This window comes from Arthrobacter agilis (genome assembly GCF_006494655.1).
GTDB lineage: Bacteria > Actinomycetota > Actinomycetes > Actinomycetales > Micrococcaceae > Arthrobacter_D > Arthrobacter_D agilis.
In genome coordinates this window covers 218,864-233,421 of sequence record NZ_VHIM01000004.1, presented here as the reverse complement: position 1 = coordinate 233,421, position 14,558 = coordinate 218,864, and the positions used below count along the sequence as shown (strand labels likewise).

Sequence of the window (14,558 nt, the reverse complement as noted above, 5' to 3'; positions counted from 1 at the left end):
TCCACCCTGCAGGTCACGACCGGCAGATCCGATCCCCGGGCGATGCGCCCACCACCCGCAGCGGCCCCGGCCGATCAACGAAAGCTCCTGCCATGCCCACACTGGCCCCTCCCGGCCCGGCCGTCTCGCGTCCTCCCAGGAAGACCTCCCTCCAGTCCGACTCCACGCTCGGCCTGCTCGCCAAGATCGTGCTCCTCGGCCTCGTGGACGCCTTCGCGGTCTACGTCATGATCACGCTGTTCCTGCAGGAGAAGTGGCTGATCCTCGCGGTCGCTGCCGCGGTGACGGTGCTGATCAACTGGATCTACCTCCGCAGGGGCGGACTGCCCGCCAAGTACCTGGCGCCCGGCATCTTCTTCCTGGTCGTCTTCCAGGTCTTCGTGATGCTGTACAGCGGCTACGTGGCGTTCACCAATTACGGCGACGGACACAACAGCACCAAGGCCGACGCCGTGAACGCCATCCAGCTCTCGGCGCAGCAGCGCGTCCCCGATTCGCCCGCCTACCGAGTCACCATCCTCGAGCGCGACGGCGTCTTCCACCTCCTGGCCACCGAGCCCGACGGCACCGTCTCCGTGGGGACCACGGGCGAGCCGCTGGAGCAGGCCGAGGATGCCGTCACCGACGGCACCGGCAAGGCCACGGAGCTCGAGGGCTACCGGACCCTGCAGTTCGGCGAGGTCCTCGCCAACCAGGCGGACATCCTCGCGATCACCGTCCCGTTCTCCGACGATCCCGAGGACGGCAGCCTGAAGACCGGTGACGGGTCCAGCGCCTACGTCTACCGGCCGTCACTCAGCTACGACGAGGACACCAGCACCTTCACCGACCTCGAAACGGGAACCACGTACTCCGACACCGGCGAGGGCTCCTTCCGGTCCGACGACGGTGAGCAGCTCAGCACCGGCTGGAAGATCAACGTCGGCTTCGAGAACTTCACGAAGGCGTTCTCCGACCAGAACATCCGCGGACCGCTCCTGCAGGTCATGGTTTGGACCTTCACCTTCGCGATCGTCTCGGTGCTCTCGACCTTCGCCCTCGGACTCTTCCTGGCCAACGCGTTCAACCTGCCGGACCTCCGGGGGAAGCGGATCTACCGCATCCTGATGATTCTCCCGTACGCCTTCCCCGCCTTCCTCGCCGGCCTGGTGTGGTCGGGGCTGCTCAATCCCGAGTTCGGCTTCATCAACAACACCTTCTTCGGCGGAGCGGACATCCCGTGGCTCACCGACCCCGTGCTGGCGAAGGTCAGCGTGCTCGTGGTGAACCTGTGGCTCGGCTTCCCGTACATGTTCCTGGTGTGCACGGGGGCGCTGCAGTCGCTGCCCGAGGAGGTGAACGAGGCCGCCCGCATGGACGGTGCCTCGGCGTGGCGGACCTTCACGGCCATCAAGCTGCCGCTGCTGCTCGTCTCCGTGGCACCCCTGCTGATCGCCAGCTTCGCCTTCAACTTCAACAACTTCAACGTCATCTACATGCTGACCGACGGCGGGCCCCGCTTCGACAACACGACGGCGAACATCGGCCACACCGACATCCTCATCACCATGGTGTACGAGATCGCCTTCGGCACCGGGGTGGGCCGCGACTACGGCCTGGCCAGCGCCCTGTCCATCATCATCTTCATCATCGTCGCCGTGATCTCCGCCATCAGCTTCCGGCAGACCAAGGCTCTGGAGGACATCAACGGATGACAACGTTCATCGATCCACAGGCAGCAGCACCGGCCCGCACACAGTCCGACGGGCCCGGCTCCATCCCGCAGCAGCGCAAGCGCACGTTCGGCCAGTGGTTCCGGCACAAGGGCTGGCGGCATGTCGTCGGCGTCGTGACCACGCTCTTCGCGGTGTTCCCCCTGCTCTACGTGCTCTCCGCCGCGCTCAACTCGAACGGCACCATGGCCGGCTCGAACGTCCTGTTCAGCAGGTTCGACGGCGGCAACTTCGAGGCGCTGTTCAGCAATCCGACCCGGCCGTTCGGCCGCTGGTTCGTCAACACCATGATCATCGGCGTCGTGACGAGCGCCGCCACGGTGTTCCTCGGGGCGCTCGCCGCCTACGCGTTCAGCCGCATGCGCTTCACCGGCCGCCGCGTCAGCCTGCTGTCGTTGCTCATCCTGCAGATGTTCCCGCAGCTGCTCGCCGTCGTCGCCATCTTCCTGCTCCTCAACGCGATCACCGACGTCGTGCCCTGGCTCGGGCTCGGAAGCCAGCTCGGCCTGATCATGGTGTACCTCGGCGGTGCTCTCGGCGTGAACACCTACCTCATGTACGGGTTCTTCAACACGGTGCCGAAGTCGCTCGACGAGGCCGCCCGGATCGACGGCGCGAGCCACGTCCAGGTGTTCTTCACGATCATCCTGCCGCTCGTCACACCGATCCTCGCCGTCGTCGGACTGCTGGCCTTCATCGGGCTCAGCAGCGAGTTCGTGATTGCCAGTGTGGTGCTGACCGACCCCGATTCGCAGACCCTCGCCGTGGGTTTGTACTCCTACGTGGCACAGCAGCGGTCCGAGAACTGGGGCGTCTTCGCAGCCGGGGCCGTCCTCGCCGCGGTCCCCGTGATGGCGTTGTTCCTGTTCCTGCAGAAGTACATCACCAACGGTCTCGTGGCCGGCTCCGTCAAGGGCTGACGCGTGCTCGAGCCGTTCCTCGCCCCGCACCACGACGGGTCTGCGCTCTACGTCCCGCAGCAGTCACCGCAGGTGGGGGAGGAGCTCACGATCCGCCTGCGGGTCCCCCTCCGGTGGGGGCGGCCCAGGCGCGTGTTCGTCCGTTCCCTGCGCGACGGCGAGGGCCACTACGACGAGGCACGTGAGCTCGCCGGGAGCGACGACGGCGCCTGGTCGTGGTGGGAGGCACGGGTCACCGCGGTCAACCGGATGCTGCGATACCGGTTCCTCCTCGAGCTGAGCCGCGCACCGCGAACCTCTGACGGGCCGGACCTCCGGTGGCTCAACGCCGTCGGACCCTCGAGGACGGACACCGCGGATCGGGACGACTTCCGGATCGACTGCAGACCGGCACCCGAGCCGTGGGCCCAGGACGCCGTGATCTACCAGGTCTTCCCCGACCGCTTCGCCCGGTCCTCCGGCGGGCCGGCCCCGAGCGAGGCACCGGCCGGCCTGCCGGAGTGGGCCGTGGGCTGCTCGTGGGACGAGCCGGTCAGGCCGCACGGCGACCTCACGCCCCGTCAGGTCTACGGCGGGACCCTCGACGGCGTCCGCGAGCGGCTCGACCACCTCGCCGAGCTCGGCGCGAGCGTCCTCTACCTGACGCCCTTCTTCCCGGCCCGATCAAACCACCGCTACGACGCCACGACGTTCGACGTCGTCGATCCGCTGCTCGGAGGCGACGAGGCGCTCGTCCGGCTGGTCGAGGCCGCGCACGCCCGCGGTATCGCCGTGATCGGGGACCTGACCATCAATCACACCGGGGACGGCCACGACTGGTTCCGGACGGCGCTCGCCGACCCGACGAGCACCGAGAACGGCTTCTACTACTTCAGCGAGGACGGTACGGAGTACGCGAGCTGGCTGGGCGTGCCGAGCCTGCCGAAGCTCGACTGGTCCTCACCGGACCTGCGGCGGCGCTTCGTGGAGGGCCCGGACTCCGTGGTGGCGCACTGGCTGCTGCCGCCGTTTGATCTCGACGGCTGGCGCATCGACGTCGCGAACATGACCGGGCGCCACGGGCACGACGACCACAACCGGGAGGTCGCCGCGCTCATCCGCAGCACCATGGACGCCGTGCGGCCCGGGTCGATGCTGCTGGCGGAGTCCACGGGCGATGCGACGGAGGACCTCTCCGGGCACGCCTGGGACGGCGGCATGACGTATTCCAATCTCACACGGCCCCTGTGGCAGTGGCTGAGCCGGGGAACCTCGACAACGGGCATCAACTTCTTCGGTACACCGGTGCAGGGCGTTCCCCGCATCGACGGCCGGGACCTCGTCGCCACGCACACCGCCCTCTCCTCGGGATTCTCCTGGCGGGTCCGGTCACAGAACATGACCGCCCTGAACACCCATGACACGGCCAGGGCCTCCTCCGTCATGCTCGACGGCGGTCCCGCCGTCGGGCTGGCCCTCGCCTTCTGCCTGCCGGGCCTCCCGACGCTGTTCGCAGGGGACGAATTCGGACTGCCCGGCATCAACGGTGAGGACGCGCGGACCCCTCTGCCCTGGGACACCGCCCGTGGCTCCTCCCGGGGTGCGCGGGAGCTGGTTCGGTCCCTGGCGGCCCTGAGGGCCGGCACACCGGCCCTGCGGCACGGGTCGGTGCGGTGGCTCGTCGCGACGGCCGACGTCGTCGTCCTCGTGCGGGAGCATGCTGAGGAGAGCATCCTCCTCCTCGCGGCACGCGCGGACTACCGCGACGTGCGGGTGGCCCCCGATCTGGTGCCGGGATCCTGGGCCGACGCCCGTCCGATCACCCTGGAGCTGCCCGGCGGGTCCGTCGTCGAGACGGCCGGGGGCCCGGTCTTCTCGGGCTCCGGCCCCGGTGTCCAGGTGTGGCGCCTGCCGGGCGTCCACCCGAGGCATGACCGGGTGGAATTTGTCCGTGGACGAGGGCAGACTGGAGGGATGGCAGCCACCGTGAGACAGCACCATGCTTGAGGTCTTCGTCGAGGCCTTCGCCATCGGCGCGGGCGTGCTCGCGACCATCGGTGCCGGCACGGGAATCGCCGGCTGGCTTGTGGTGCGGAAGGTGCGGCGCTCCCGCGTCATCGAGCGCACGAAGGACCGCGGCATGCTCGCGGCGCGCGCTTACGCACCCGACCGCCTCACTCGGGAACCCGCACGCCTCATCGGGGAGCTGAAGCGGTCGTCGCGGGCCACGCAGCTCGCGCTCTCGGAGGCCTCCGCGCAGGGCCGTCCCGTCGGAGATCTGCCCAGGGCGGCTGCGGAGATCGACCGCGCAGCGGCGTCCCTCGAGAACATGCTGCGGACGGCGGACCGCGAGCCGAATCGGACCCTCAAGGAGGAGTGGACCACCGATCTTGCCGCTCAGGCCAGGGCGCTCGACGAATTGTCGGCCGAGTTGCGTCGCTGCCTCCTGCGGACCTCCCGGTCCATCGACACCCTGCAGCTCGACCAGGCGACCACGCGTCTGCGCGGGGAGATCTCCGCGATGAGTACCTGGCGGGACAGTTACGGGAACCGCCCGGACTGGTGATCGGTTCGGACAGGTAGCCGCACACAACTTTCTGAGGAACCACGGGGGTCCACGTGTCGATCAAACGCCGCATCACGCGCATCGTGAAGGCCAACCGGAACGCTGCCGCGGAAACGCAGCAGGACCCGCGGATCGAGGCACAGAACGCGCAGGCAGCGCAACGCTCCCTGCTCGACCAGGCCAGGCGCGGCGCAGCGGACGTCGCGGCCCACCATCACCGGGTGGGTCTCGCCGCGAACGAGGCGGCCGCCTATCTGAACCGGGTGGAGGCAGCCGTTGCCGCGGCCGTCCAGCGAGGTGACGACGACGCCGCCAGAGCCGCGATCAGGGAGTCCATGACGGCACGACGCCGCCTCGACACGCTCACGGCACAGTTGCGGGAGGCAGAGCAGCAGGCCCGCCGGCTGCACGACGACGTGCAGCGTCTGGAGCAGCGTGTCCGGCAGAACGCCATGGAGTACGACGCCATGCTGGCTCGGCGCGCGGCGGCACAGGCGGCCATCGGAGTCCATGAGGCCCTGGCCTCATCCTCCCGCGAGGCGGCGTCGATCGAGGCTGCCCGCCGGTCCGCCGAACTCGAGGTCCGGCGCTTCGAGGCGCAGGCCCAGGCGCGCGAAGAGCTGTCATGGTCCGATCCTTCGTCGCCCCGCCTTCAGCAGGCCTTCGAGGAGCTCGAGGCGGAGGCTGCAGCCCAGCAGCAGCTCGACGAGATCAAGCGCCGGGGGCTCCGGGGGAATCCACCACAGCGTTCCTGAGACCACGCCGCACGGCCGATCCGGCCGCGGCGAGAGCGTCGGACCCCGTTGCTACAGTGACCCCATGACTGAACTGAGCGGTTCCCACGTCCTGGTCGTCGGTGCTACCGGAGTCCTCGGAGCCGAGGTGTCCCGCCGGCTCGCAGCGGAGGGGGCCCAGCTCACCCTCTCCGGCCGCTCCGAGGACAAACTCGCCGCGCTGGGGACGGAACTGGGCGACGCCGTCGTCGGCACGGTCGCCGCTGATCTCGGGAAGCCGGCCGGACCGGCGGACATCGCGGCAGCCGTGTACGGCCGTGAACTGCACGGCGTGGTCTTCGCCTCCGGCGTCGTCGCGTTCGGCCCCGCCGTGGACGTCGATGACGACACCCTGGACGAGCTCGTGCTCGTGAACCTGCTCGGCTACATGCGGCTGATGCGGGACGTGGCGCCGAGGCTCGGCAAGGACTCCTTCATCGCGCAGATCAGTGCCGTGGTCGCCGAGAGCCCCACGGCCGGCATGGCGGCCTACTCCGCCACCAAGGCGGGCCTCAGCGCCTACGGGAAAGCGCTGACCCTCGAACTCCGCCGGCAGGGTGTCCGCGTCCTCGATGCGCGTCCCCCGCACACCGAGACCGGCCTCGCCACGCGACCCATCGCCGGCGAGGCACCCAAGCTGCCCGAGGGCAAGGACCCGGGTGCCGTTGCCGAGCGGATCGTGAAGGCTATCCGGGACGGCGAGCGGGACCTGCCGTCGTCGGCGTTCTAACGCCTCGGGCCGGCCGGGCGCGACGGCGAAGGTGTGCCACGGCGCAGCTACTCGCCGCGCAGAGCGCTGCCGCGGCGGTGAACGCGGTTCCGGTGCCGCCCGTCTGCAGGAGGACGCCCGTCAGGGGCGCGCCGGCCGCCTGACCCAGGACCAGCGCGATGAACAGCAGTGACGTCCCTCCCGCGCCCGACGACCCCTGCCCGTCCGCGGCCGACGAGGCCCACAGGATCAGCACGGATGTCGCCGCGGTGTAGGACAGGCCGAACAGGGCCGCGGACGCGCAGGCGAGGACCGCCGATCCGGGTGCCGCGCCCAAAAGCGCAGTCGCCCCGCCGGTGGCGATGGCAGCGGAGCTCCACGTGACGTGGAGCGTCATGCCCGCCAGCCAGGGTGCGAGGAGCACCGCGGCGGCACCACCGGCACCCAGAGCGATCCAGGCCAGGGCGGAGAGTTCCGCGTCGAATCCGGCTTCCTCGAGGGTGGACCGCCCGTACACCCACACGGCGGCGCAGCCCATCCCGAAGACGAAGGATCCCACGAGCGGCCGTGACAGTCCCTGGACGGTCGACTTCGCGAACAGCGAGGGAAGCGGCGCGTCGTGTCGGGTCTCGTGGGATGGTGTCCGGTCGAGGCGGAGCACGGCGAGCGTCGAGACCGCTGCGATGGCGGCGACGATCAGCCAGGCCATCCGCCATGCGTCGCCCAGGACGAGTGACATGACGCCCGCCCCGACGACGCCGAATCCCGTGCCCGAGTTGACCACCGACTGCATCCGGCCCTGCCGGGCCTGCCCGGTATTGCGGCGTACCAGTTCGACGAGGGCGGGGGACGCGAACCCGGCGCCCATGCCGGCGAGGAGTACCGCCGCCGCGAAGACGGCCACAGCCGGAGCCGTGGCGATGCCCACGCTGCCCGACGTCGCCGTGATACCGGCGAGGGCCGTAACCAGGCGAGGATTCGACGGCGCATGGCGGAAGCCGATGATCGCGGCGACACAGTAGAGCAGCGAAGCGCCGGAGGCCAGTCTTCCGCCCAGGGTGGGGTTCAGGTCGAAGGAGCGGGAGAACGCGGGCAGGAACAACCCGTAGCCCAGGCGTGCCAGGCCGTAGGTAGCGGCGATGACAGTGACCGCGGAGACAGCAAAGAAGGGGTATAACGACCGTTTCATTGAAACGAACGTTATACCCTTGGGGGATGACACCACAACCTTCGGCGCGGGAACGGCTCCTCGACGCGGCGGATGACCTGGCTGCGCGTCAGGGCATGAGGGCCACGCCCGTGGATGAGATCCTCGGCCGGGCACAGGTCTCCCCGGCGACGCTCTACGCGCACTTCGGCAACAAGGACGGCCTCGTCGTCGAGGCGCTCCGGCGCAGGCTCTCCCGATGGGAGGTGACCTGGCAGGCATGCGTGGACGAGGCGGACACACCGGAGGACAAAGTGCTCGCCCTCTTCACCGCTCTCGCCCGACACCGCAGCTCCCACACGCCTTCACGATGGTGCGTGTTCCTCGGTGCCGCAGCGGAGACGCCCTCCCCGGGCAGTGAGCTGGCGAGCACCCTGGCCGACGACACGCGCCTTCTGGTCGACCGGCTCGAATCGATCGCCCAGGAGCACCTCGCCGGCGTGCCGGCGCGGGTCCTGGCGCACCGGATCTCGCTCGTCTACACGGGAGTCCTCGGCATGATCCTGAGGGGCTCCGAGGTCGATCCGGTGATCGCCGAGGGGCGCGCGATAGCGGCTTTGGCGATCCGCTCCCTCGCCGACGGTGCGGCGCCGGCGGACACCTGACACCATGACCATGATGAACACCGTCCCGAAGGATGCGCCGATGAGGTGGCCGACGAAGGCGGGTAAGTCACGCGAAGTCCTGCACTCGCCTCCAGCCCGGGTCCATCGTGTGTCGTACGCCCGCCCATCGATGCTTCCGGGCAGCGGTATCGAGGACATCGCGGCCGTTCTGGTCCTCCGAGTCGGAGTAGACGTGGAAGGTCCTGACCCCCCTGGAGGTCTCCACCGCGACGATCATGCCGCGCATGCCGATCGGGGTGACGATCGACTCCTCGAGATCGTCGAGGACGGCCAGTGCGTCCGGCGTGGGAAAGCCCTGCTCATCGGCGTCGAAGATGGCGCGAACGGCGCTGTGCAGGTCGAAGCGTGGATGATCGATCCAGCGCAGCGGACGAAGTACCCGCAGGACGATCGGCTCCCCGCTGCCGTGCTTGCCCTGCATGACGAGCCAGCCGGGCTCGGGCAGGGTGGCCGCGAGCTCCCGTACGCGCTCCGGCAGATCGACGGCCGGGATGCTGTCCACCACGTCGGTGACGATGCAGTCCACCCGCCGGAGCCAGCGTTCGACGTCGTCCTCACCCAGCAACCACTCGAGCAGCAGCACGCACAGACCGTACTCGTCGTCCCACTGCCCCGTGAAGCCGGGATTGAACACGGACACGATCAGGCCGTCTCCGGCTCGCGTCACCGCTGCATGGACGCGCGTGCGGCGGAGATCGAACGTCCTTCCGCGGTACGTGATCGTCGCATCGAGCATGTCCGGCTGCGCACGGCGCGCGGGCACGAATTCCCAGCTTCTCGTCGCCGGCGGGGAGGCACGGTACCAGCGCTCGGCCACGGGTCTCAGCGAGGGGTCGCCGCCGCTCGAGACGCAGAGGGTGTGTTCGGCGGCCGTCCCGGTACGGGTCTCCCATTCGAGCCCGCGGGCCATGTGTTTCACGCGCCGGGTCATCACCTCCACGTAGGCATCGAAGTCGCCGGCCCGCGTCGCGGTGGTCAGGAGGCCCTCGCCGTCCTCCGCCCACCAGCGCCAGAAGGCCTCGATGGGGTCCCGGCCCCTGCCAGGGGCCCTGCGTCGGGTCAGAATACCCATGTCCCTGCCTTCGCTGCAGTGCGTTCGGGTCCACCCGGGCGATGCCCCCTCGACGAATCTACCCGCCGGCGGGTAGGACGGGGAGACGGCCGAGGCGTGTTGACGCGGCCCGTCAAGGGGTGCGGGGGAGTGCCCGGCTACCGGGGGCATGGCGGAGGGCGACGACGGCGATGACCCCGGCCGCCAGGGCGAGGGCTCCGGTGAAGCCGGCGACACCCGGCCACCCGTACCGGCCGAAGAAAAGCCCGCCCACCCAGCCGAGAGCGCTCGAACCGGCGTAGTACGCGAAGTTGTAGAGCCCCGAGGCCTGCGCGCGTCCCGTGGTCGCGAGGACCGGAATCCACCCCGAGGCGATGGCGTGGGCTGCGAAGAATCCGCCGGTGAAGACGACCAGCCCGAGGATCACCAGCGGGATGGACGCCGAGAGCGTGATGGCGAGACCGGCTAGGATCACCGGCACGGCCGCGACCAGGACGGGAAGCCGCCCGAACCGCACGCTCAACCCCCCGGCGATCCGCGACGTCGCCGTCCCCGAGAGGTAGGCGAGGAACAGCAGGCTGGCCAGTGACGCGGAGAGCAGGAACGGCGGCGCCTCGAGGCGGAAGCCCAGGTAGTTGTACACGGCGACGAAGCCGCCCATGAGCAGGAACCCCTGTGCGTAGAGGGCCAGCTGGCGAGCCGACCGGAGGTTCTCCGCGAGCCGGCGGACAACGCCCGGTCCACTGCCCCTGACCGCCGGCCGGAAACCGCGTGGTCGGGGAGCCAGCACCACGAAGGCGAGGGCGGCGACTCCCGCCATGACGCTGACCGTCAGGACCCCGGCGCGCCACCCCAGCAGGTCTCCGACCGGACCGGCCACGAGCCGGCCCGAGAGCCCGCCCAGCGTCGTTCCGGCGATGTACGTCCCTGCGGCCACGGCCGCGTGGAGCTGCTGCACTTCCTCGTGCAGGTAGACGAGAGCCGTCGCCGGCACGCCGCCGAGGGCCACGCCCTCGAGGAAGCGCAGGAGGATCAGTGCGCCGAAGCTCGGCGCCAGGGCGGCGAGCACGCCGAGACCGACGGCTGCTCCGATCGCCCAGGTCATGGTGCGTCGACGCCCGAGCCGGTCCGCGGCGATGGACCAGGGAATCACGGCGAGGGCGAGGCCGAGCGTTGCCGCGGAGACGGAGAGCGCGGCATCGGCCGGAGACACGCCGAACTCGCCGGCCAGTCCGGTGAGGACGCCCTGCAGGGAATACAGCTGAGCAAAGGTCGCGAGGCCGGCGAAGAGGAGCGCGAGGAGCATGCGCCGGTAGGCCGGAGAGTCCTTCGCATGCCCGTGCCACGCGGCCGCGCTCATCGGCGCGCCCGTCGCTCTCCTGCGTCCCGGTGTTCGCTCGTGTTCCCGGTGGCGCCACCACCGTCCTGCAGTCCCGTCGGAAGCCGCCTGTCCGTGATCAGCGACGACGGTAGGCGAGGTCGAAGACCAGCCGCCCTGCCGTGATCGCCTTGTTCTCGAAACTGGTGAGCGTCCGCCCGTCGAAGCGGGGCGCCCAGCCGCCGACGGCGTCGACACCCTCGTTCACGCCCGTGTTGCCGGTGCTGACGGGATCCTTGCCCTCCCGCACCGGCGCGCCGCCCACCACGGCCTCGACGCCGCTTTCCCACACTTGTGTGAGGGGGCTGTCCGCGCCCGTGCGTTCGCCGTCGTGCATGTTCTCGAACGCCTCGTGGGAGTCGAGCACCGCACGCATCTGCACTGCGTAGCTCGACCAGTCCGTGGCCAGGCGGAACACGCCGCCCGGCTCCAGGATTCGCGCGGCCAGATCGACGTAGTCCTCCTTGACGAGCCTGCGCTTGTGGTGGCGTGCCTTGTGCCAGGGGTCCGGGAAGAAGGTCCACAGCTCCGCGACGGAATGGGCAGGGATCATGCCTGCGAAGGCCTCTGCCGCGTTGACCTGGGCGGTCCTCACATTGGTCAGGTCCTTCTGGCTGATGCGCAGCATGGTCTGCGCGAGGCCGGGCCGGTACACCTCGAGTGCCAGGTGATCGCGGTCGGGATCGAGTTCCGCAGCATGCGTGATCGCCTCGCCCAGCCCGGACCCCACCTCGATCACGAGGGGAGCGGAGCGTCCGAAGGCGGCGGCGACGTCGAGCACGAACCCCGGAGCCACCGACGTATCCGCGTTCTCGACGCGCGGGACGTCGATGAGGAATGCCTCGGCGAGCTCGTCCCACGCCTCCCGGCGCCTGCCCTGGAGGCGGGAACCCCTCCGTACGAAGGACACGGGCTGGCTGCGGTGCGGCTGGTCGGGGATCTGGTGTTGAGGCTCCATCATCACCAAGGCTACCGGCAGGCCTTCCTGCCCTCCGTTCGTCCGGCTGCGGGAGTGCCGTGGAGCCCCGGGTCTGACGCCGCGCCCCGGGTCTGACGCTGCGCCCCGGGTCTGACGCGCCGAGCCGGGTCTGACGCGCCGAGCCGGGGTGTCAGGTGCGCGGGGGCTTCACGCCGGGTTTGACGTGCCGAGCCGGGGCGCCAGGGAGGGAGCGATGCGGCCTTGGAGCAGTCCGACTGATAAACTGGTTTCACTTGCCTGCGCACGGCGTGTCATCAGCCAGTTCAGCGCGCAGCCTGCGTCGATAGAACGCATTCCTTGTCCCGCATCCAGCTCCCAGAATCGTGAGCGCGGTGGACATTGTCTGACTTTTCTTCGGCGAACCCCGGCTCCAACCGGTGCCGGGGAAGATGAGAAGAAAGTTCGTGTACTTTACATGACTACTTTTGCTGCCCTTGGTGTGCCCAAAGCGCTGGTCGAGAACCTCGCCGCGCAGGGAATCACCGAACCGTTCCCCATTCAGGTCAAGTCCCTGCCGGATTCCCTCGCGGGCCGCGACGTCCTCGGGCGTGGCCGTACCGGCTCGGGTAAGACCCTCGCCTTCGCCCTGCCCATGGTGGCCCGCCTTGCCGAGCAGGAAGCGGCCTACCGCCGCAAGCCCGGACGCCCGCTGGCCCTCGTCCTCGCTCCGACCCGCGAGCTGGCCACCCAGATCAACGCGACCGTCGAGCCGCTCGCCAAGCAGCTGGGACTCAACACCACCGTGATCTACGGCGGTGTCTCCCAGCAGCGCCAGGAGAAGGCACTCCGCGCTGGCGTCGACATCGTGATCGCCTGCCCGGGCCGGCTCGAGGACCTGATGCGCCAGAAGCTCATCACGCTCGAGTCCGTCGAGATCACCATCCTCGATGAGGCGGACCACATGGCCGACCTCGGCTTCCTCCCGGTCGTGAAGAAGCTGCTGGATACGACTCCTGCGGATGGCCAGCGCCTGCTGTTCTCCGCGACGCTCGACAACGGCGTGGACAAAGTGGTCAACCGCTACATGACCAACCCTGTCACGCACTCCGTGGACGATCCCCAGGCTGCAGTCACCACCATGGAGCACCACGTGCTCATGATCGGTGACCAGACGCAGAAGAAGCAGCTGATCGTCCAGCTCGCCTCCGGCAGCGGCCGCCGCCTGCTCTTCATGCGCACCAAGCACCACGCACGCAAGCTCGCGAAGACCCTGACCGACGCCGGAATCCCCGCCGTCGATCTCCACGGCAACCTCTCCCAGAACGCACGCGACCGGAACCTCGCGGAGTTCTCCTCGGGAGATGTCCGCGTCCTGGTGGCGACCGACGTCGCTGCACGTGGCGTGCATGTCGACGACGTCGAACTGGTCGTCCACGTGGACCCTCCCACGGAGCACAAGGCCTACCTGCACCGTTCCGGCCGTACGGCCCGCGCGGGCTCCTCGGGAACCGTGGTAACGATCACGCTCCCGGAGCAGAAGTCCGAGGTGCACAAGCTGATGAAGGCCGCGGGTGTCGACGTCGCATTCGAAACCGTCAAGGCAACCTCGCCGCTGGTCCTCTCCCTGACCGGTGACGTCGCGGACAAGATCGACCCCCGGACGCGGGCGGCCCTGCTCGCCTCGCGTGAGACCTCGCGGGGCGAAGGCACCTCGACGGGCGCCAATGCGCAGCGCAAGCGCGCCCGACGCGGAGCAGCCGCTCCTGTCGCCGGTGGCCGTGGCGGTCGCGGCGGGCGCGGGCGCGTCTCCGCCGATCCGCAGGCGGCGCAGGGCAACCGCGCCGATCGCCGCAAGGACCAGCCGCAGGCACCTCGCTTCGGTTCCGACGCGCCGAAGGCGGGCGGTTCAGGGCGCCGAACGGCCGAGCCACGCACCACCTCCGAGACGAGCACACGCAGTCGTCGGCCAGCCACGGGCCAGCGGGCCGCAGACGGCACGCGCCGTCCCTCGACCGGGGGCGCTCCTTCCGGTGGAAGCCAGCGCGTCCACACCTCGTCGTCGGCGCCCCGCGCCGAGGGCGGGGCACGCCGTTCGGGTGGTTCACGCAGGGCGAGCGCCCCGGCTTCGAACGATCGTCGACCGCGCTAGTCACTCCGCTGTGAAGGCCCCCTCCCCGTTCGGGTAGGGGGCCTTCGCCGTGCAGGGGCTGCGGTGTTTCGGGCGGTAGTGAACAATGGATGCATGAACGCCATCCTGAATGTCATCTGGCTCCTGTTCGGCGGCATCTGGCTTGCGCTGGGCTACTTCGCCGCGGGAATCATCTGCTGTGTGCTGATCGTGACCATCCCGTTCGGCATCGCATCCTTCAGGATCGGCGTCTACGCCCTCTGGCCTTTCGGCCAGACCATCGTCAACCGTGGGGGACGGGTCACGGCGTTCTCGAGCATCGGCAACGTTATCTGGCTGCTCGTCGCGGGGATCTGGATCGCGATCGGCCACGTTCTCACGGCCATCCCGATGTTCGTCAGCATCATCGGTATCCCCCTGGGGATCGCGAACCTCAAACTGATCCCCGTCTCGCTGGCCCCCCTCGGCAAGGTGATCGTCCCGACGTCGGGAACGTACCTGCCGAGCTATCGCTGACCGCTTCCGTCAGGAGGCCCGTTCTCCCGGCGTACACGCGGTCGGAACGGGAACAGCAAAGGGGCCACGACCTG

General features: G+C 69.5%; 13 protein-coding genes. 9 read left to right on the top strand and 4 right to left on the bottom strand.

Annotated elements, in window-relative coordinates; genetic code table 11:
• The first annotated feature begins 92 nt into the window (after window positions 1-92).
• From FJV46_RS07990 to FJV46_RS07965, 6 genes are all read left to right on the top strand, one after another.
• Window positions 93-1,694 (top strand): ABC transporter permease subunit, encoded by a 1,602-nt coding sequence (locus tag FJV46_RS07990; RefSeq protein WP_087028410.1) that lies wholly within the window; start codon window positions 93-95, stop codon window positions 1,692-1,694.
• Window positions 1,691-2,632: a sugar ABC transporter permease gene (locus tag FJV46_RS07985; protein WP_179195208.1), complete on the top strand. Its 942-nt coding sequence runs from the start codon at window positions 1,691-1,693 to the stop codon at window positions 2,630-2,632. Before FJV46_RS07990 ends, FJV46_RS07985 begins: the two co-directional genes overlap by 4 nt.
• 3 nt (window positions 2,633-2,635) lie before the next feature.
• Window positions 2,636-4,618, top strand: a complete 1,983-nt coding sequence (locus tag FJV46_RS07980) for a glycoside hydrolase family 13 protein (protein ID WP_126130642.1) — start codon at window positions 2,636-2,638, stop codon at window positions 4,616-4,618.
• Window positions 4,611-5,177: a hypothetical protein gene (locus FJV46_RS07975; RefSeq protein WP_087028409.1), complete on the top strand. Its 567-nt coding sequence runs from the start codon at window positions 4,611-4,613 to the stop codon at window positions 5,175-5,177. The genes FJV46_RS07980 and FJV46_RS07975 overlap by 8 nt, the downstream gene beginning before the upstream one ends.
• A gap of 53 nt (window positions 5,178-5,230) precedes the next feature.
• Entirely contained in the window at window positions 5,231-5,932 is a 702-nt protein-coding gene (locus tag FJV46_RS07970) for a PspA/IM30 family protein (protein ID WP_087028408.1), read from the top strand.
• A gap of 64 nt (window positions 5,933-5,996) precedes the next feature.
• Entirely contained in the window at window positions 5,997-6,680 is a 684-nt protein-coding gene (locus FJV46_RS07965; RefSeq protein ID WP_087028406.1) for an SDR family NAD(P)-dependent oxidoreductase, read from the top strand.
• Here FJV46_RS07965 and FJV46_RS07960 read toward each other — a convergent pair.
• A complete protein-coding gene (locus FJV46_RS07960; protein WP_087028405.1) occupies window positions 6,637-7,848 on the bottom strand; it encodes an MFS transporter in 1,212 nt (403 codons plus the stop codon). The two genes, FJV46_RS07965 and FJV46_RS07960, sit on opposite strands and share 44 nt — an antisense overlap.
• Window positions 7,849-7,874: 26 nt before the next feature.
• On the opposite strand from FJV46_RS07960, the gene FJV46_RS07955 reads away from it, so the two are divergent.
• Window positions 7,875-8,471, top strand: coding sequence for a TetR/AcrR family transcriptional regulator (locus FJV46_RS07955; protein WP_087028403.1), 597 nt, complete (start codon window positions 7,875-7,877; stop codon window positions 8,469-8,471).
• Between the two features lie 67 nt (window positions 8,472-8,538).
• Here FJV46_RS07955 and FJV46_RS07950 read toward each other — a convergent pair whose 3' ends face one another.
• The 3 genes from FJV46_RS07950 to trmB all read right to left on the bottom strand — a co-directional run bounded on the left by FJV46_RS07950 (window position 8,539) and on the right by trmB (window position 11,882).
• On the bottom strand, window positions 8,539-9,564 hold the full coding sequence (locus tag FJV46_RS07950) for a DUF695 domain-containing protein (RefSeq protein WP_158250140.1): 1,026 nt from the start codon (window positions 9,562-9,564) through the stop codon (window positions 8,539-8,541).
• A gap of 112 nt (window positions 9,565-9,676) precedes the next feature.
• Window positions 9,677-10,903 (bottom strand): MFS transporter, encoded by a 1,227-nt coding sequence (locus FJV46_RS07945; RefSeq protein ID WP_232008497.1) that lies wholly within the window; start codon window positions 10,901-10,903, stop codon window positions 9,677-9,679.
• Between the two features lie 97 nt (window positions 10,904-11,000).
• Complete coding sequence (trmB, locus tag FJV46_RS07940) at window positions 11,001-11,882, bottom strand: tRNA (guanosine(46)-N7)-methyltransferase TrmB (RefSeq protein WP_087028402.1); 882 nt, start codon at window positions 11,880-11,882, stop codon at window positions 11,001-11,003.
• Window positions 11,883-12,315: 433 nt separating this feature from the next.
• Between trmB and FJV46_RS07935 the strand changes: the two genes are divergently transcribed.
• Window positions 12,316-13,989: a DEAD/DEAH box helicase gene (locus FJV46_RS07935; RefSeq protein ID WP_087028401.1), complete on the top strand. Its 1,674-nt coding sequence runs from the start codon at window positions 12,316-12,318 to the stop codon at window positions 13,987-13,989.
• Between the two features lie 93 nt (window positions 13,990-14,082).
• Window positions 14,083-14,484: a YccF domain-containing protein gene (locus FJV46_RS07930; protein ID WP_087028399.1), complete on the top strand. Its 402-nt coding sequence runs from the start codon at window positions 14,083-14,085 to the stop codon at window positions 14,482-14,484.
• Window positions 14,485-14,558 lie beyond the last annotated feature (74 nt).

Bases quoted from the DNA above. Each gene is read 5' to 3' on its own strand.
- FJV46_RS07990 (WP_087028410.1), top strand. From the start codon at position 93: ATGCCCACACTGGCCCCTCCCGGCCCGGCCGTCTCGCGTCCTCCCAGG.
- FJV46_RS07985 (WP_179195208.1), top strand. From the start codon at position 1,691: ATGACAACGTTCATCGATCCACAGGCAGCAGCACCGGCCCGCACACAG.
- FJV46_RS07975 (WP_087028409.1), top strand. From the start codon at position 4,611: ATGCTTGAGGTCTTCGTCGAGGCCTTCGCCATCGGCGCGGGCGTGCTC.
- FJV46_RS07965 (WP_087028406.1), top strand. From the start codon at position 5,997: ATGACTGAACTGAGCGGTTCCCACGTCCTGGTCGTCGGTGCTACCGGA.
- FJV46_RS07960 (WP_087028405.1), bottom strand. From the start codon at position 7,848: ATGAAACGGTCGTTATACCCCTTCTTTGCTGTCTCCGCGGTCACTGTC.
- FJV46_RS07955 (WP_087028403.1), top strand. From the start codon at position 7,875: ATGACACCACAACCTTCGGCGCGGGAACGGCTCCTCGACGCGGCGGAT.
- FJV46_RS07950 (WP_158250140.1), bottom strand. From the start codon at position 9,564: ATGGGTATTCTGACCCGACGCAGGGCCCCTGGCAGGGGCCGGGACCCC.
- FJV46_RS07945 (WP_232008497.1), bottom strand. From the start codon at position 10,903: ATGAGCGCGGCCGCGTGGCACGGGCATGCGAAGGACTCTCCGGCCTAC.
- trmB (WP_087028402.1), bottom strand. From the start codon at position 11,882: ATGATGGAGCCTCAACACCAGATCCCCGACCAGCCGCACCGCAGCCAG.
- FJV46_RS07935 (WP_087028401.1), top strand. From the start codon at position 12,316: ATGACTACTTTTGCTGCCCTTGGTGTGCCCAAAGCGCTGGTCGAGAAC.
- FJV46_RS07930 (WP_087028399.1), top strand. From the start codon at position 14,083: ATGAACGCCATCCTGAATGTCATCTGGCTCCTGTTCGGCGGCATCTGG.